Here is a 17,998-nt window from a genome sequence, read left to right as displayed (position 1 = left end):
AAAACGTCTTTCAAAATGATTTTGAAAGACGTTTTTTTGAAATATAATAGATTGCATTTAAGCCATAACCATTGCATTATCGCTTTCTACAGTCGAGATCTTAGTTGCTATAAGGTTATTGACATAGTCTTCCCATTTTTGCGCTATAGCAATTTCATTATTTAAAACCATTTCATCGTCGTTATTGTATAGCATTAATTCTGTAGCGTCCTTTAGATTATGATGTGTAAATGATAGTTGGAGTTTATCAATAACATCGTAATGCTTCGTTTTGTCCTTAACACGTTTGTTTTCTCTTATTGTTTTACAAGACACTAGCGATTTTAAGTCTACAACTTGCGCAAACGCTAGTTCACTTGTTTCTTTGTAGAAAAACAACTTTTCTTCAGCTTCATCAACTCCTATAGCGAAGTTACTATCAACTTCAATTTTAGATAATTTACAATTGTTTTGCGTTGCTTCAGACTGCAATGCCTTTCTTAATTTTCGTTTTCTTTTTTTACTTCCGTTTATAAATAGTGCAAATGGTAAAATAACGATAGCGATTATAATCGCATCGATAATAAATAATCCTGTTCCCATGATTTTAATTGTTTTTGATATTAATTTAAGTGTATAAAAAATGATATGACGGTTTTATGTCATAGACAGACATCATATTACATGATGTTATTACACTTATTTTACCAAAAGGAATGAAATGGAAAAAGAATCTCCCGTAAGTAAAGCGTATTAAAACTATGAGGCTCTGCAATACTAAACTGAGAGCGTAGGACAGCAGAAAGATGCTTACTGCGATTAGTAATTCCATTAGAATTCTCTAAAACCCTATCTACGCGAGACGGCTCAGTATCATTGAAGAAAACAACACTATAGTTCTCTGTTTGAATATCAAAAAACGAATGATGCGTTGTAGAATACGCAGCAATTTCATTAGAGCTATCAATACTTAATGACGATTCTAAATCACTATTTAGCAATTGTGTATCACAAGCATGGGCAGAAGTACCCAAACTAGCAAGAAACAATAGTATACTAAAAAGTGTTTTAATCATTTTTAAATTCAAATTATAATACAAAGTAAATCTATAATTCAATATTCCTATGCAAAATGACTGTTAAATTATTGTCTTTTTTTAACATTTTAAATTGTATTAACAGAGCTCAATATAAAATTAGAATTACTAGACATATTAAAATACATTGATAATCTCATAGTATTCTTCAAATCAAAACGGAGCCTAAAAGGATTGCTGAGCATCCCTTATGCTCCATTCTGAAAAATAGTTTCAACAAAAAAACGCTCAAGCTAGCTTATAATATTAATTCCTTTTAAAACAGAACGGTGCATAAGGGATTGCTGCGCATCCCTTATGCTCCATTCTGAAAATAGTTTCAACAAAAAAACGCTCAAGCTAGCTTATAATATTAATTCCTTTTAAAACAAAACGGTGCTCAAGGGATTGCTGCGCATCCCTTATGCTCCATTCTGAAAATAGTTTCAACAAAAAAACGCTCAAGCTAGCTTATAATATTAATTCCTTTTAAAACAGAACGGCGCTCAAGGGATTGCTGCGCATCCCTTATGCTCCATTCTGAAAATAGTTTCAACAAAAAAACGCTCAAGCTAGCTTGGCGTTTTTTCTTTTGAAACTATTTATTTGTGACCGCGAAGGGATGCCGAAATAGTTTTTTACATAAAAGCTAAACCATCTATAAACAACACCACAAACTTACAAAAACATCTTAAAACAAGGACACACATAATACTCAAGCAAAAACCTAAGCAAAGTTAAACCAACCTAAACAAATTAAAAAGTGACACAAAAAATGACATAAAAAATCATAATGTGTCACTTTTTAATTATATTTGAATATAAGTTTAAATTATTATGGCAAAAGTTACATTTAAGGTAAGAAAAGGAACAAACAAATCAGCGTCTATACAATTATTTTTCAATTACGGAAGCAACAAACGCTTAAGATACTCTACTGGTCTTAAAGTTTCAGATATAAAGAATTGGGATGATTCCAAAATGAGAATTAAAAATGTTGTCGTTGAAGTACAAAAGAACGAAGTCAACAATAAATTAACCGACATACATGCATTAATAGAAAGGACATATACAGACTTAGCTATCACAAAAAGCATAGAAGTCACTAATCAAATGCTAAAAGAAGTATTAGACCAGTATTTAAATAAAAATCAAGTAGCAGAAGAAAAACCTCAACACTTAGAATTATTGCCATTCTACAAATGGTATATCGAACACTACCAAAAGAACCCATTAATAACGACTGGAGCACCAATGGCTAGTGGAACAGCAAAAACATATCGCAATGCCTATTCATTATTAAAAAAATTTAACGATACAGTACTAACGCTTACTTACGACAAAATAAATCTTGAATTTTATGATGAATTCTTAAACTATCTACACGACAACAACTATTCTTTAAACTATATCGGTACTCAGATTAAAATTCTAAAAACAATCATGAATGCTAGTTTTGAAAAGAATTATCACTTTAACTTAGATTTCAGAAAAACATATTTTAAAAAACCGTTTGAAGAAGTTTATAATATATACCTAAACACAGATGAACTTGAAAAAATATTTGAATTAGATTTTTCGAATTTTGAACCAAAACGAATTAACAAAGATTTTGTCATCACTAAAGACAAATTAGAAATCGCACGCGATCTGTTTTTAATATCAGCTAATACGGGGTTGCGCGTGTCAGATTTTAACAATCTTTCTTCTAAAAGCATAATAACAGAAAAAGGTTCTAGTTATATTTCAGTTATCACTAAGAAAAATTCAAAGAGACTAACTATACCAATTAATAGTACAGTTAATAATATATTAGACAAAAGAAACGGAAATCCACCAAATAGGATGACGGAGCAACATATAAACTATTGCCTAAAAGAAATTGGTGAGCTTGCACAAATTAGCGAACCTATTAATAAAGAAATAACTAAAGGAGGTATTAAAGTATCTAATACCGTTAACAAGTTTGAACTTATAACAAATCATACTGGACGAAGAAGCTTTTGCACAAACGCATACAAGAGCGGAATGCCGACAATTGACATCATGGCAATTTCTGGACATAGTACCGAAAAAGTATTTTACAATTATATTAAAGTTGATGATTTAGAGCGCGCCGAAAAGATTTCAAAACATAAGTTTTTTTCGTAATTAAAAAGCATGATCTAATCATGCTTTTTTTACTTTAAATACTATATTTAGCTGAATTTTTATTAAAAATAGCGATGAACAAAGAACATGAAGAATACCAAGTAGGTGAATTTTCTTCTGCAGAATTAGAGTTTTTAGACTATCAAGGAGATAATATAGAAACAAGCAAAGAACAGGACGATGATTTTTACGAATTATCCTCTTCGATACATACTGGGGTATTATTACACATAAAACTTACAGAAAAACTCAATAATATAAATCCAGAATCCGCCTCTAAAAATGAAGTTCTAAATCTAATTCTGCAGATTAATAGCACTTCCGAATCTGTAAACTCTTTAATTAAAGATGTCTATCATTATTCTGGTGTTACCAATACCTTTTGGCTTCATTGTCCTCTAACAACATACAGAAATTATTCACAAACATTAAAATCTACTTATTTAACTAAACATGAAGGCAGTACTGATTTAGATTTCCACAAGCACGAATACTTATTCTTTCTTAAAAACACAAAAAAAGAAAAATATAATAACACGAATCATATTCACAATTCACTAAAAACAAAAGACCTTTTCCTTATTACAGAATACTACAAGGTGATAGATTATGAAACGGAAGAACTACTACAAATAAACAACCAAAGAAAGTTAGATTTTATTTCTAACGAAATATTCGACTTAGGATACATAATCCAATTAGCTAAGACAAAAAAAGATGTATACATTAATTTGATTCCAGTGCCCGAAACTAATGATTTTGAGAAATTAGATGAAACTGTATTGAGTAAATCACAATTACCGAATTTTAGTTTAATTGAAAGATATGAAATGCTAGATCAACTTGGATTCATAAAAAAACTACATGAAATAACAGAAGTTAAAAAATCAAAAAACAAACTACTAGCAATAACAATGAATTGTAGTGTTGACAATGCTAGAAAGTTGCTTGATAACACTTATAAAGTAAAAAATCGAGAGCTAAACAAAGCAAGAAAAGTAAATTCAGAAGAAGAAGTTCAAGGTTTCTTTAGAAGAAATGACATAAATATATAATTACAAACAAAACCAAAAAACACACAACACACTTAAATACTGGTAGTTATAATCGTATTAAAACTTAAAGGGGTCTAATTGTTTCAAAAACAGTTAGACCCTTTTTAAGACCCGCCTCTCCTTTGTTTCAACGAAACGATAAAAAAAGGAAATTATGATTCAACTAATTCAAATTACAGAAGAAAAGCTAACGTCTAACATCTTATTAGCGCTAAAGCAAGAGCTACAACAGTTCAAAAAAGATTTTCAACCTCAACAACCTCCTACATGGGTTTCGCGCAAAGAAACCGCCAAAATGCTCGGAGTGAGCTTCACTACACTTACTAACTGGCACAAAAAAGGTGTCCTTACTGCTTATAGCATAGGAACACGAGTTTACTACAAACTCGATGAGGTTCACAATGCACTAACTCCAATTGCGTGCTGACCAAAACACATAAATAGGAGGGGCAAAACCTCAGCTAGCATATCACTGGCTCACTAAATTATTTTTAAAATTTTAACAACTAAAAATCAGTTAGTTAACTGCTTTTTAAAAAAAAAGAAGGGTATAACTATTCACTTTACCCAAGGTGCATAGTATTTATTAATACCAAGTCCGAGCTGTGTCTTGTTATAAACAAATTTAAATATGAAAAACAAAGTAGAAATTAAAAAAGAGTATAACGATTTAATAAAAGGTATTAACAAAAACAGATATGATAAATGGTACTGCCTTAAAGATATAGTTGCTATTAAAAATATCAGTTACAAATCATTAAAGAATATGGTTAAGAGGATTTTTGAAAAGTATCACCCACAAGGAACAATCAAAAAAGAAAAAGGTAGATACCACATTCATTATTCTATTCTAGATGCATTTAAACTGAAAACACCTCAAAAAAATAAGTCACCAACCATATATAGCCATAATTGGAAAAGCAATATAGTTTGGACTACTAAAGATTATTACGATCGTGATTATCACCAATACTTAATAAATCATTTGAAGGTATTAACACGAGATGTTAACTATCTCGAAACGATAGAATATGATAAACAAGATAGACTTCATGTGCACCTATTGGCGGATGAAGAACCAACGATTTTAAAGCCCGTTTTAGAAGGCTTACTCCAAACTTTTCTAGAAGATAATAGAAACTATAGAATATACTGCGAAAGCGTCGCAAATACTGGGTGTAGCGTTGATTACCTATTCAAAAATCAACAATAAATTAAATTTAAATAGATGAAAAAAAATGCATCACAACCAATTATTGAAATGGTTAAAAATTCAATAATCAAAATTAATTATAACACTAAAAAAGAAAAACTATGAAAGAAGTACAGAAAAATTTAATTGGAGCTTACATGCTCAGTACAAACAGAGAATATATACTTATTCATGATGTTCACATAGAGGGAATGTATCAACACCTTAAACAAATAGGGATGTTAAGCGCATTATTCACCTACCATGACCCAGAAAACTTAGAATTAGAATTCAATGAACACCAGAAGAATGTATTAAAGGAATATATCAGCATAATGTATGAAGAAAATGCTGTTTATACAGATGATATATTATTAAAGGAGTTTAACCATCTAATAGAAGTAAACTTATTGCATGAGTTGTTTGAAAATTAAATAAAAGGAATAATAAATAAAAATGGACAATCCTCTCTACAAAAACACCCAGAGAGGAACATCCAAATTAAGTAAAAATTAAAATAATAAATATTATGAATAACAAAAAAGAAGTTAAAAGCCTACAGATTGTAAAAGACCTAAAACATCATCCTTTTTTATGGGAACTACTAAAGATACACACAATCAATAATGAAGGTAAAGATCACAACTATCCCAAAGAACAATTAACGATACTTATCAACCACTTGATTCACGAAAGAATGCATGGAGATATCCTGGGGGTTTTACTTAGTGAGGTGAGAAAAAACGCACCCACAGTAGACGGATATAAAATTTATCACCTCGAGGATTTAGAGCTAAGCAATTGCCCTATGCTCGTTGGATTAATCAGTGATTACATACTAAAAATCCCAAACGACAGAACTTATTCTGTTAAAGGTTTCATGGCTGAACTTCAGTGGACATTCAATCATCAACTAGATGAAGAAATTGTTGAAATAGCATTAACCGAAGGAAACGAAAATACTACACTTCAACAAAATTCAAGTTATAATGATGAAGTGGAACTTTCCGAGACATCGAAAAAATTACTCAGCAATTATTTAACACGGAAAGATAGAGAAGAAATGGATAAACACTATTTAGATAAATATATCATAAGCGAATATAAGCGTCTACGGAAAGAAGGTCTTCTACATGAGGTTTTTGAGAGTAAAGAAATTTCAGATGCAGACTTTAACGATGAAGATTGGGACGAATACATAAAAATTGTCGAAGCTGGAAAAGACTCTAAGAAACCCAAAGGTATATAACAAACAGTTTTGGACACCTCCCTCCCCTCACGTACTTCCATACTTGGGAGGGAAACCAAAACCCGTGACCGCTCTTACATAAAGAAATAATTAAACAATAATTTACACACATGATCTGGCAAAGAAAATTTTTAGGTAAAATTTTAGCCATTTTACTGTACCTTTTGCACCTACTCACTCCCCTATTTACAAGCCATAACATTAAAATTAACTCCCTAAAAAGCTAAATAGCGTAATAAACTCGATGAGGTTCTCAAACCGAATTCAAAAAATCAAATAAAATTTAAAAATGGATAAAAACGAAATAAATAATAAAATTGTACTAAAACAAAAAGAAATAGACTTAGAACAAGACTTCAATAAAAAGAATAAATTAAGACGTGATTTACAAATACTTCAATTAAGATCAGAAATAATTGTAGCAAAACAAAAAATTGATAAAATAAATCGGACTACTTAATTACATTAAGTTATCTTAATAGGACTAGCTAACCTACACGCCCCACCTTTTCCCTTTGCTGTAATAGAATACCTATCCATTAGTCTGTCTTCATAAATTATATTAAACTCATAAACAACATCATTCAAAGATTTTTCCGAATTATTAATCATAAAAATCCACCTCCTATTTGTTTCATTAATTATTCCTTGATCAAACTTAGGTTCTAATTCAAAAGGCAAATGCTTATTTCCCTCATCACACACTAAATCCCCAGATATAATTTGAAAATCTAATAATTTACACCACTCTCTTTTATTATTTATATCAAAATCTATCCTATTTTCACCACCCCTAAGAGCCACAACATTCAACCACAAATGAGGTTGATATTTTAGTTCTAAATCTTTAGTTAAAATTTCAGCAACCCTCTCTAAATGAGATATTTTATTGCTTTTATTGTAATCTTTTATAAATAAATAAATTAGCGATAAAGCTGTGGCTACAGCCCCAAATGAAGCACAAATATAAAATGTTTTTTGCCAATCAAGATGATGTATTAACAGAACCAACAGCATAAGTTTATAATTAGAAGTCTACTTTAAATAATTTACTTGTAGGCGATAATGTTAAAATAGAATTTTGGTCAATATATTCAGGATTAATGATTTCCTCATCTCCAAATTTATCGGATAGAGTACCTTCTTCATTAATTGTTGTTATGTACTGAATTTTACGACCAGTTGAAACAATACCTTCAATAAACTTACATACTGAAACAAAATGAGCTTTATCAACCCCGTCAAAAATCCCATCATGAATCAAAAACCTAGGAAAATTATTTGTATTAATAATATTATACAATAATACTGACAGATCGTAAATTAATGTCCTACCTTGATTCTTTCCTTTCCCAAACATATCGGGAAGAGAAATATCAATTTCTAATATACTGTTTTTTCTTGACCCGCCGATAATAGATAACTGTGAAGTATCTTTTTTATTCAAGTAAATTTCATTATATACTGAGTCAAAATTTTCTGAAAATTTTAAAATAAAATCATTTTCATCATTAAGAAATTCGAGCGACTCACTACTCATCTTTGTTAACTCGGCGAGTATTTCATCTAGCTCCTTTTGTAAATCAAAAAGAATTTTAGTGTTAGCTTCTAAATCACCTAACTTATTCCTTTTCTCGTTTAAATTATAAAAAGCTTCTGTTAAATCTGTAATCGCCTCTTTTGCTGCTAAAAACGTAAATATTTTAGCTCTAGTTTTTTCACTTTCTTGAATTAGCTCATTTCTTAACTCAATATTACCTTTAATTTTATCAATTTCCAATTGCAAAAACTCCTTTCTAGATTCATTCAATTTTTTCCTAAAATCAATCGCCTCTTTTAGAGTTTTATTGACTTTTAAAGCAAATTCTTCAGAAATCTCTTTATACATAGAGTTTATCCTTCGCATATTAATTTTACTTGGCAAAGTAAAGCTGCTTTTATATGATTTCAATTTTTCAGTATCTATGAAATTTTGATATAAATTATTCTTTATTCTTTCCGTTAGAATATTAGCCTCCTTTTCCGCGTCATCATATTGCGCTCCCAATTCAAATTTATCTAATGCGTTTGAAAGCTTTTTGATTTCAAGTTTAAGTTTACTTGTTTCAATTTGAGCTTGCTTTAAATCGGTAATATCATATTTTTCAGCAACATACTTAGAGACTTCCTTAATCGTTGTAGATATACCACTCTGACGAACTCTGTGCTCATATATTCTATTAGTAATATTATTGTTTAAACCTAAAAGATAAAATTGATAAACATTAATCTGTGTCTCAGAAATCTCCGAAATATATTTTATTGGATCAAGGAATTTTGCTTTCTTAAATTTTTGAATTTTTACATAAAACAGCATCAAACTCCTAAACCATTTTTCTGGCAAAAAGACACCTTCGTAATTATTACGCTTAAAAATTAAATTGCCAAATTTTTTCTTTAATTCTTTAATTGAATAAGTTATTAAATCTTCTGATAATGCCCCAAATTCTATGATATTGGGTTCATCTACATTTCTTTTAACGATATAACTAGTACTATCTATTTCAAATTCAAGAACTATATTATACCCAGACATTAAAGACTTAGCCTTATATAACCTTTGATTATGTGTTTTAGAGAAAGATGAAAGAAGAGCAAAATCAATTAAATCCAAGAATGTTGATTTCCCAACACTATTTAAAGACTCCTTTGGGGTATCATCGTCTTTAATTCCATGAATAAAATTTAATCCATTTTTAAATTCGACAGCATCGAAAAGCCCGATAGGCTCTGAATATATTTTATTGAGATACATTAGTGAGTTTTGTGATTTTGTTAGATTGTATTGTCACTGATTCAATTAACCATAAATAAGTCAGTGTATCATAAAAAATATCTAAATCGATATTAGTATTTTTTTTTAAATTTTGATACAACTCTTCTGTTGTTAATTCGCCAGCTCTAAGTATAAATAAAATATCCGCACCTAAAACTAATGGATTATAAGATATATTTTGGTGTTTTGTTGGTATTATCATAAACCATCAAATAAACTAGTTTGTTTTGGCTCTATTTCAGTTTTTTCAAAAATAGTACAATCATCAAAGAAGAAGAGAACAATGGATTGAGCAATACTTTGATATATAGGGTTTTTAACATGTATTTTTGGTATAAATATATTAGTTAAATTATCTAAAATTTGCATTTGTGTATAGTTCTTGTCTGATCTCTTAAGTTTTTTGTAGTTATTTAAAACATAATAATGAAATACGTTTTGCTCTTCGCTATCTAATACTTGGAATGCTTTTTCAACAAAATAAATTTTAGAATAAAGTTTAGTAAAGTAAACCTTAACCTCTTCTCTTTCATCATTGTCTTTAAAGTTGATTTCAATTTTATCCTTTATATGTATTAGCTTATCTTTTGTTTTTGAAGATTCAGTGTTATAAGATTTATCACTTTTTACCACACTTAAAACAGTGTCAAAAATATTTTGGATAATTCCTAATTCATCTTTTTCACCTAAGCCTTCATATGTATTAAAAGTATTTTGCTCAATAACAGTATCACGTCCAGAGGTAATATTATCATCTCCACTAGTTTTAATAGACATATTTTATTTTTTTATTTTTGTATCACGTCCAGAGGTAATATTATCTTTTCCTTTTACAGATATATTATTATTTATTTTAATCACCTTATTTGCAACAAACAAAGAGACAAGGAATGATAGTATTGAGCAAGTTCCTACAATAATTTCAAATGATTCCATTATTCTATTTTAAGAGTACAACCAAATATATGAAAATAAAACAATTTTATCTCAACCAAAATTAAGTGACACTAAAAGTGACACGATTAAAATAACAAAAACTCCAACTAATTAATAAACAATTAGTTGGAGTTTTATTTTGTGACCGCGAAGGGATTCGAACCCCCAACCCTCAGAGCCGAAATCTGATATTCTATCCAATTGAACTACGCAGCCTTAAATTCTTGCCAAAGCAAGAATCTCATTTATATGTATTTAAGATAATTTTGCTTTTACAATACTCGATATTGTTTTCCCATCAGCTTTGCCAGCTAATTCTTGACTCACCATTCCCATAACCTTACCCATATCCTTCATGCCTTCAGCTCCTGTTGCCGCAATAGTTTTCATCACTACAACGGTAATCTCTTCGTCAGAGAGTTGTGCAGGAAGAAACCTACTAATTACTTCAGCCTGTGCTATCTCTGGCTCTGCTAAATCATTACGGTTTTGTTCCAAAAAAATAGCAGCACTATCCTTTCGTTGTTTTACCATTTTAGATAAAATCTTTATTTCTTCATCCTCAGAAATCTCTTCTTTAGATCCTGTTGCTGTTTGTGCTAATAATATTTCTGATTTTACAGCTCTCAATGCAGCCAAAGCTGTTTGGTCTTTGTCTTTCATTGCTACTTTCATAGCTGTCATTATATCTACTTGTAAACTCATAATCGTGTTCCTTTAAATAAGACTGCGAAGATACTAAAAAGTTCTTCTTAGCTTACAGAAGAATAACAGATACTGTTTAAATTTTATCTAAAAAAAAGTCCAAAAAGCTAAAGGCGCTTTTTGGACTAGATTTTAGTGATTTAGCACTCTAACTTAAACGTGCTATTAATCTACGTTATCGTGTAAAAATGAATTATTACTTCTTAATTGAATGTCGTCATTCTCGTCGGTTCCAACAGACATTCTTGAAGCTTTTGTTTCTGATGAATGCTGAGCATCTTCTAAATTAACACCTTGCCTTTTGTAAGCAGGTACTTTTTCGATTTCGTTTATTTTAGCATCATTAAACTTATAATTGAAATCCTTCATTTTTCTTCTGCGCTCATCGGCACGCGCAATAAGCATTTCAGAAATTGGACTGTTCATTGGGTCTATTTCGTCTTCAGACACCTGCTCAGTTTTTTCCATAGGAATTGTTTTCTTTTCAAAAACAATCTCTTCTTTTACTTCTGTTTTTTCTTTTTTAGTATTTATAGACGATTGAAACGTTTCAAAATCATCTAAAGCATATCGTTTTTCTCCTTGCTCATTAACTTCAGTTACTGCGATAATTTCAACAGGTTCATTAACATCAATAGATTTAACGTCCTCATCTAAACTAAAGAACATCTTTTCTTGTTCAACCTTTGGCTCTTCTACCTTTTCAGGTTCTTTATTTGCTATTGGTAAATCGAATGAAAATGTTATTTGCTCTTCTTTTACTTCTTCAATTGGTTCTGCTTTATTTACTATTGGTGTAATAACAAATTCTTCAGGTTCTATTGTAGCTTGTGGTTTTGTGTCTAAAACTTCATCATAAACTACATTCATATTTTTTAAGAAATCTGTAGTTGCGATTAAGTTTGTACCATTATTATCTTCTGCTTTAGGCACATCTTTAACCTCCTCTTCTTCAATTAATGTATGACGAACAATTGGAGCTTCTTTTTCTTTTTCTAAAACAATATCTGGAGTGATAATCGCAGGCTCTTTTTCTTGAGTACTAGTTTCAGTAGTTTCTCCTAAAGCATGAATCACTTTTTTAGTTTCTGTATTAGAAATTTCATTTTGTTGATCTAAATCAAATCCTGTAGCAATAATAGTTACTGAAATAGATTCTTGTAACTCTGCATCTTCACCAACACCCATAATAATATTGGCTCCATGACCAGCTTCATTTTGGATGTGATCATTGATTTCACCAATTTCGTCAATAGTAATTTCTTGAGATCCAGAAACGATTAGCAACAATACGTTTTTAGCTCCTGTAATTTTATTATCGTTAAGTAATGGCGAATCTAAAGCACTCATAATCGCTTCTTGTGCTCTTGTTTGACCAGAAGCTGTAGCAGATCCCATTATTGCTGTACCACTATTACTTAATACGGTTTTAGCATCACGTAAATCAATATTCTGAGTGTAGTGATGTGTTATAACTTCCGCAATACCACGAGAGGCTGTAGATAACACTTCATCTGCTTTAGAGAAACCTGCTTTAAACCCGAGGTTTCCATAAACTTCTCGAAGTTTGTTATTGTTAATCACAACTAACGAATCAACATGAGAACGTAATTTTTCAATACCGCGTTGGGCCTGTGCATTACGCATTTTACCTTCAAATTGAAATGGCATCGTTACAATTCCAACCGTTAGAATATCGAGTTCTTTAGCCATTTTAGCAATGACTGGCGCAGCACCTGTACCAGTACCACCACCCATTCCTGCAGTTATAAATACCATTTTTGTATTGGTATCTAACATTCTGCGAATGTCTTCTAAACTTTCTATTGCCGCTTCTTCTCCAACATCTGGATTTGCTCCTGCTCCTAAACCTTCTGTTAAGGCAACACCCAATTGTATTTTGTTTGGAACACCACTATTATGAAGCGCTTGCGAATCTGTATTACAGATTACAAAATCGACTCCTTTAATACCTTGTTGAAACATGTGATTGATGGCATTACTTCCACCTCCACCGACACCAATTACTTTGATGACGTTTGATTGATGCTTTGGCAAATCAAATGAAATATTTCCAAATTCGTTGCTACTACTCATTTTATTATGGATTTACTATTATTCTATTCTTTGTAAGTAAAAACAACTTGTGAGCTGCTCTTACAGTTTTATTTATTTTATTCTATCTAATTTGAATTCTCGCGAAATAAAAATGCCTTGCACTTATTCCGCATTATCCAAAAAATCCTTTACACGTTCTGTTAACTTATCTAAAAACGAACGACGTTCCTTTATTGGTGCTTCTTCTCTAACTTCCATTTCTGGCTCTGGGATTTGATCTTCCTCAACGGCTTCAATCACCTCTTCTTCGATGGCTTCAACTTTTTTACGTTCTTGACGTTTTAAACCATCCATAACTAAACCAACAGCTGTGGCAAATAATGGACTTGCTATATCTTCGTCGCTATCACCAGCTAAATGCTCGTTTGGATACCCTATTCTGGTATCCATCCCTGTGATATATTCAACCAATTGTTTTAAGTGTTTTAATTGGGCTCCACCTCCTGTTAAAACAATACCGCCAATCAGTTTTTTCTTCTGCTCTTCGTGACCGTAATTTTTTATTTCAACATAAACTTGTTCTACAATTTCCACAACTCTAGCGTGAATAATTTTAGACAAGTTTTTTAACGTAATTTCTTTTGGCTCTCTTCCTCTTAATCCTGGAATAGATACAATTTCATTATCCTTATTTTCTCCTGGCCATGCAGAACCAAACTTCACTTTTAACAGCTCCGCTTGTTTTTCTATAATTGAACAGCCTTCTTTTATATCTTCAGTAATTACATTTCCACCGAAAGGAATTACAGCGGTATGACGAATGATGCCATCTTTAAAAACAGCTAAATCCGTTGTTCCACCTCCTATATCAATCAACGCAACACCAGCTTCTTTCTCTTCTCTACTCAATACTGCATTTGCAGAAGCTAAGGGCTCTAAAGTGATCCCTTCAAGATTTAAACCTGCACTTTTAATACAACGACCAACATTTCTAATTGAGGATACCTGCCCCACTACAACATGAAAATTAGCTTCTAGTCGTCCTCCATACATACCGATTGGTTCTGTAATTTCAGCCTGACCATCAATCTTAAATTCTTGTGGTAATACATGAATTATTTCTTCACCAGGAAGCATTACTAATTTATGCACTTGGTTAATTAAACGATCTATATCGTCTTCATCTATTACTAAATCAGAATTTGGACGCGTGATATAGTCACTGTGTTGCAAACTGCGAATATGCTGCCCCGCAATACCTACGGTTACATCTACAATTTTTTCGCCAGCCGCAGCTTCAGCTTCTTGCACAGCTTGCTGAATAGATTGAATCGTTTGCGTGATATTATTAACCACACCACGATGCACACCCATACTTTTAGCTTTGCCTAAACCTAAAATCTCAACTTTATCGTATTCATTTTTGCGACCAATCATGGCCACAATTTTTGTGGTTCCTATATCAAGACCAACTGAAATATTTTGTTTGTCCATAGCTTACTTTTTGGTGCAAATAACTTGTTTATCAAATTTTAGATTCACCACACTGTAGCTATCTAAAATTTGGTCCTTTATGGCCTTTTGGTAAAACGCCTTAAAGTTGTTTATCTTTTTTTCGAGTTGTTTTAAAGTTCCTAAATGAACTATAAAATCACTTTTTCTAATTTTAAAATCAATGGTATTATCATCGTTTTGACGAATCTCAATGACATGCTTCTTCAAAAAATCATCCTCGTCTGCAAATTTCGCAAATTCAAAGACAGTTTCAAGCTTATTTTTCTTAATATTTCCGGTGACGAGTGGCACTCTTGCTGCATAATTATGTGACAAAGGCATAAAACCGCCTTCATCATCTATATAATATGATGCATTTGTGTTAACTCTTGCTATAGGTCTCTTTTGTTCGATTTCAGCTGAAAGCCTACCGTTTACTGACATAAACACCTCGGCTTGCTTAATCATTGGATTAGAATTCAGGGCAATTTCTAATTCGTTCAAATCTATAATATCTTTGGGTTGCTCCGAAACAGGTTCTTGATTTAGTATTAACAATTTACTAACATTCGCTTCGGTAATAAATAATTTATTCTCCCCTAAAAATTTTATCTCAGGCTCACTCACTTTTCGAACCTTATTTCTTTGATTTGAAAACGCAAACAGAAAGCCGACCAAAACAACCAACCCTATGACTTTAATATAGTTAAAATTAATTTTCGACATAAAACGCTTCTTTTATATGTTTTACCTCTTCTCCGATATCTCCTGCCCCAATAGTCAATACAATTTGAGCATCAGATTTTTTTATTTCATTAATTAAATTCGATTTTTGAACTAATTTTTTATTTGAATTTTCAATCTTATTTAAAAGCCACTCCGAAGTCACTCCTTCGATAGGAACCTCTCTTGCTGGATAGATATCCAACAGCAATAATTCATCAAATTTTGAAAGGCTTTCCGCAAAACCATCTATAAAATCTCTTGTTCTACTAAATAGATGCGGTTGAAATATGGCCAATACTTTTTTATCAGGATACATTTCTCTAACCGCCTGATGTACTGCATTAATTTCTTCAGGATGATGTGCGTAATCATCAATAAAAACAAAATATTCCGTTTTAATTTGATATGTAAATCGTCGTTTCACCCCTTTATAAGTCTCCAAAGCTTGAGATAAATCTTTATAAGCACAGCCATACTCAGCAGCCATTGCTATTGCAATAATAGCATTAGAAAGATTATGCCTACCTGGTAAACTAAATTTGAAATCCTTATGCGTTCCGGTTGGTGTTTTTACATCGAACACATAATGACCATTTTCTATAGAAATATTTTGTGCACTATAGTCCGAATCATCCTCTATACCATAAGTGATACCTTTTAGCGGCAAACCATTTTTTACAAATAACTTTCCGTTAGGCTTAATACACTCTGAAAAATCCTTAAAGGTTTTTACTAACTCTTCTGCGTTGCCGTAAATATCTAAATGATCAGCATCCATGGACGTAATGCAAGCTAAATCTGGTGATAAGGTTAAAAACGACCGATCAAACTCATCAGCTTCTACAACGGTAACTTCAGTTCCGTTGATAATTAAATTGGAATTATAATTCTCGCTAATACCTCCTAAAAATGCCGTAACAGGTGCATTACACGCATTTAACAAATGACCTAAAATACTTGTCGTTGTTGTTTTTCCGTGCGTACCAGCAACTGCAAGACACATGGTTTGCCGTGTTATTTCACCTAAAACCGCTGAGCGCTTTAAAAGATAAAAACCATTATCTTTAAAATAGTTAAATTCAGAATGCCCCTTTGGAATTGCAGGCGTATAAACCACCAAGGTTGATTTTGAATCCAAATACGTCGCATCAATTTCAGAAACACTATCATTAAAATGAATCTTAACACCCAAATCTTGAAGCGATCTTGTAATATCTGTTGCTGTTTTATCGTAACCAGCAACTTGCTTACCATTGGCTACAAAATAACGCGCAAGAGCACTCATACCGATTCCTCCGATACCAATAAAATAGACGTTATTTACAGTTTCTAAATTCATTTATTTCTCAATAGTTTTTCAACTTCATCAACAATAGCATTCGTAGCATTCACTAAAGCTAAGGCTTCAATATTTTTACTTAATTCTTTTTGTTTTTCCTCATTAGACATTAATTCTGAAAATTCGGTTTGAAAATCAGTATCTAAGTCATTTTCTCTTATCAAAATAGCTGCCTTTTTATCTGCAACCGATTTCGCATTTTTAGTTTGATGATCTTCAGCTACGTTTGGTGACGGGATAAAAACCACAGGTTTAGCAACGATACATAACTCCGAAACCGAAATGGCTCCCGCTCTAGATATGATGACATCTGCTGCAGCATATGCTAAATCCATTTGGTTTAAAAACGCATGAACTTGCACATTCTTCAAATCATTATATTGCTTGTATTGATCGTAATACAGCTTTCCGCATTGCCAAATCACTTGTATGTCTTGCGCTTCAAAAAACGAAATATTCGCTTCTATGAGTTGATTAATTCGCCTCGCACCTAAACTCCCACCTAAAACTAAAAGTGTTTGTTTATTATGTATTAAACCAAAGGCAGCTTTACCCTCACTATGTTTATGTTTTACTTGCAGCAAATCCTTTCGAATTGGATTTCCTGTTAATCTAATTTTAGCTTTAGGAAAGAATTTATCTAAACCTTCATAAGCCACACAAATTGTATTGACTTTTTTCGCCAATAACTTATTCGTAATTCCCGGGAATGAATTCTGTTCTTGTATTAAACTCGGAATTCCTTTTGAAGACGCTACTTGCAATAATGGTCCACTTGCAAAACCACCAGTACCAATAACAGCATCGGGTTTAAATGTGTTTACAATTTTCCTTGAACGCCACAAACTACTGATCAACTTAAAAGGGAATGCCAAATTCTTTAAAGTTAATTGCCGTTGAATCCCAGAAATCCACAAACCTTCAATTTTATAACCTGCTTGTGGCACTTTATCCATTTCCATTCGATCTGAAGCCCCTACAAACAAGAATTCTGCATCAGGATGGCGCGACTTTAATTCGTCTGCAATCGCAACCGCAGGATATATATGTCCTCCCGTTCCTCCTCCTGATAGGATAAATCGATATGTCTTATTATTTTTCAAACTTTAAAATTCCAACGTTTTAACTTTAGTAAAAACAGCCCTAAAATCCCCTCAAGGGGACAATAATTCAATTCAAATTACTCTAAATTCAAATCTTTTTTTCTTGGCTCTTGACTCTCT

Annotated in this window: 20 protein-coding genes and 1 tRNA gene; 7 read left to right on the top strand and 14 right to left on the bottom strand. The window is 31.7% G+C overall.

What is annotated here, in order from left to right; genetic code table 11:
* Positions 1-57 precede the first annotated feature (57 nt).
* Positions 58-582: a hypothetical protein gene (locus HM984_RS02835; RefSeq protein ID WP_179348039.1), complete on the bottom strand. Its 525-nt coding sequence runs from the start codon at positions 580-582 to the stop codon at positions 58-60.
* 101 nt (positions 583-683) lie between these two features.
* A complete protein-coding gene (locus tag HM984_RS02830; RefSeq protein ID WP_115807827.1) occupies positions 684-1,055 on the bottom strand; it encodes a hypothetical protein in 372 nt (123 codons plus the stop codon).
* 837 nt (positions 1,056-1,892) lie between these two features.
* On the opposite strand from HM984_RS02830, the gene HM984_RS02825 reads away from it, so the two are divergent.
* From HM984_RS02825 to HM984_RS02795, 7 genes are all read left to right on the top strand, one after another.
* Positions 1,893-3,206 (top strand): site-specific integrase, encoded by a 1,314-nt coding sequence (locus tag HM984_RS02825; RefSeq protein WP_179348038.1) that lies wholly within the window; start codon positions 1,893-1,895, stop codon positions 3,204-3,206.
* Positions 3,207-3,280: 74 nt separating this feature from the next.
* The gene (locus HM984_RS02820; RefSeq protein ID WP_179348037.1) at positions 3,281-4,261 is read left to right on the top strand and encodes an intermediate filament family protein; all 981 of its coding nucleotides are present in this window, start codon (positions 3,281-3,283) and stop codon (positions 4,259-4,261) included.
* A gap of 154 nt (positions 4,262-4,415) precedes the next feature.
* Positions 4,416-4,688: a helix-turn-helix domain-containing protein gene (locus tag HM984_RS02815; RefSeq protein WP_179348036.1), complete on the top strand. Its 273-nt coding sequence runs from the start codon at positions 4,416-4,418 to the stop codon at positions 4,686-4,688.
* Between the two features lie 204 nt (positions 4,689-4,892).
* Positions 4,893-5,474 carry a hypothetical protein gene (locus HM984_RS02810; RefSeq protein ID WP_179348035.1) on the top strand — a complete coding sequence of 194 codons (582 nt, stop codon included), beginning with the start codon at positions 4,893-4,895 and terminating at the stop codon, positions 5,472-5,474.
* Positions 5,475-5,575: 101 nt separating this feature from the next.
* Positions 5,576-5,887, top strand: coding sequence for a hypothetical protein (locus HM984_RS02805; RefSeq protein WP_179348034.1), 312 nt, complete (start codon positions 5,576-5,578; stop codon positions 5,885-5,887).
* A gap of 95 nt (positions 5,888-5,982) precedes the next feature.
* A complete protein-coding gene (locus HM984_RS02800; RefSeq protein WP_179348033.1) occupies positions 5,983-6,702 on the top strand; it encodes a hypothetical protein in 720 nt (239 codons plus the stop codon).
* A gap of 289 nt (positions 6,703-6,991) precedes the next feature.
* The gene (locus HM984_RS02795; protein ID WP_179348032.1) at positions 6,992-7,162 is read left to right on the top strand and encodes a hypothetical protein; all 171 of its coding nucleotides are present in this window, start codon (positions 6,992-6,994) and stop codon (positions 7,160-7,162) included.
* Positions 7,163-7,167: 5 nt separating this feature from the next.
* On the opposite strand, the gene HM984_RS02790 is transcribed toward HM984_RS02795, so the two are convergent.
* The 12 genes from HM984_RS02790 to murG all read right to left on the bottom strand — a co-directional run bounded on the left by HM984_RS02790 (position 7,168) and on the right by murG (position 17,878).
* Positions 7,168-7,713 (bottom strand): hypothetical protein, encoded by a 546-nt coding sequence (locus HM984_RS02790; RefSeq protein ID WP_179348031.1) that lies wholly within the window; start codon positions 7,711-7,713, stop codon positions 7,168-7,170.
* 16 nt (positions 7,714-7,729) lie between these two features.
* Positions 7,730-9,496 (bottom strand): DUF2326 domain-containing protein, encoded by a 1,767-nt coding sequence (locus tag HM984_RS02785; protein WP_179348030.1) that lies wholly within the window; start codon positions 9,494-9,496, stop codon positions 7,730-7,732.
* Entirely contained in the window at positions 9,483-9,719 is a 237-nt protein-coding gene (locus HM984_RS02780; protein WP_179348029.1) for an ABC-three component system middle component 6, read from the bottom strand. Before HM984_RS02780 ends, HM984_RS02785 begins: the two co-directional genes overlap by 14 nt.
* Positions 9,716-10,294: a hypothetical protein gene (locus tag HM984_RS02775; RefSeq protein WP_179348028.1), complete on the bottom strand. Its 579-nt coding sequence runs from the start codon at positions 10,292-10,294 to the stop codon at positions 9,716-9,718. The genes HM984_RS02780 and HM984_RS02775 overlap by 4 nt, the downstream gene beginning before the upstream one ends.
* Positions 10,295-10,297: 3 nt before the next feature.
* Positions 10,298-10,453 (bottom strand): hypothetical protein, encoded by a 156-nt coding sequence (locus tag HM984_RS02770; protein ID WP_179348027.1) that lies wholly within the window; start codon positions 10,451-10,453, stop codon positions 10,298-10,300.
* Between the two features lie 142 nt (positions 10,454-10,595).
* A tRNA-Arg gene (locus HM984_RS02765) sits at positions 10,596-10,669 on the bottom strand.
* Positions 10,670-10,708: 39 nt separating this feature from the next.
* The gene (locus HM984_RS02760; protein ID WP_179348026.1) at positions 10,709-11,158 is read right to left on the bottom strand and encodes a GatB/YqeY domain-containing protein; all 450 of its coding nucleotides are present in this window, start codon (positions 11,156-11,158) and stop codon (positions 10,709-10,711) included.
* Positions 11,159-11,323: 165 nt separating this feature from the next.
* Entirely contained in the window at positions 11,324-13,255 is a 1,932-nt protein-coding gene (ftsZ, locus tag HM984_RS02755) for a cell division protein FtsZ (protein ID WP_115807829.1), read from the bottom strand.
* A 123-nt stretch (positions 13,256-13,378) separates the two neighbouring features.
* On the bottom strand, positions 13,379-14,710 hold the full coding sequence (ftsA, locus tag HM984_RS02750; RefSeq protein WP_020895768.1) for a cell division protein FtsA: 1,332 nt from the start codon (positions 14,708-14,710) through the stop codon (positions 13,379-13,381).
* Between the two features lie 3 nt (positions 14,711-14,713).
* Complete coding sequence (locus HM984_RS02745) at positions 14,714-15,436, bottom strand: cell division protein FtsQ/DivIB (protein WP_115807831.1); 723 nt, start codon at positions 15,434-15,436, stop codon at positions 14,714-14,716.
* On the bottom strand, positions 15,423-16,775 hold the full coding sequence (murC, locus tag HM984_RS02740) for a UDP-N-acetylmuramate--L-alanine ligase (protein ID WP_179348025.1): 1,353 nt from the start codon (positions 16,773-16,775) through the stop codon (positions 15,423-15,425). Before murC ends, HM984_RS02745 begins: the two co-directional genes overlap by 14 nt.
* On the bottom strand, positions 16,772-17,878 hold the full coding sequence (gene murG / locus HM984_RS02735) for an undecaprenyldiphospho-muramoylpentapeptide beta-N-acetylglucosaminyltransferase (RefSeq protein ID WP_179348024.1): 1,107 nt from the start codon (positions 17,876-17,878) through the stop codon (positions 16,772-16,774). The genes murC and murG overlap by 4 nt, the downstream gene beginning before the upstream one ends.
* Positions 17,879-17,998: the final 120 nt, after the last annotated feature.

It is taken from the genome of Winogradskyella pacifica, from assembly GCF_013403915.1.
In the GTDB taxonomy this organism is placed as follows: domain Bacteria; phylum Bacteroidota; class Bacteroidia; order Flavobacteriales; family Flavobacteriaceae; genus Winogradskyella; species Winogradskyella pacifica.
Note: the sequence above shows the minus strand (reverse complement) of the source record. Positions and strands in the feature narration are given on the sequence as shown.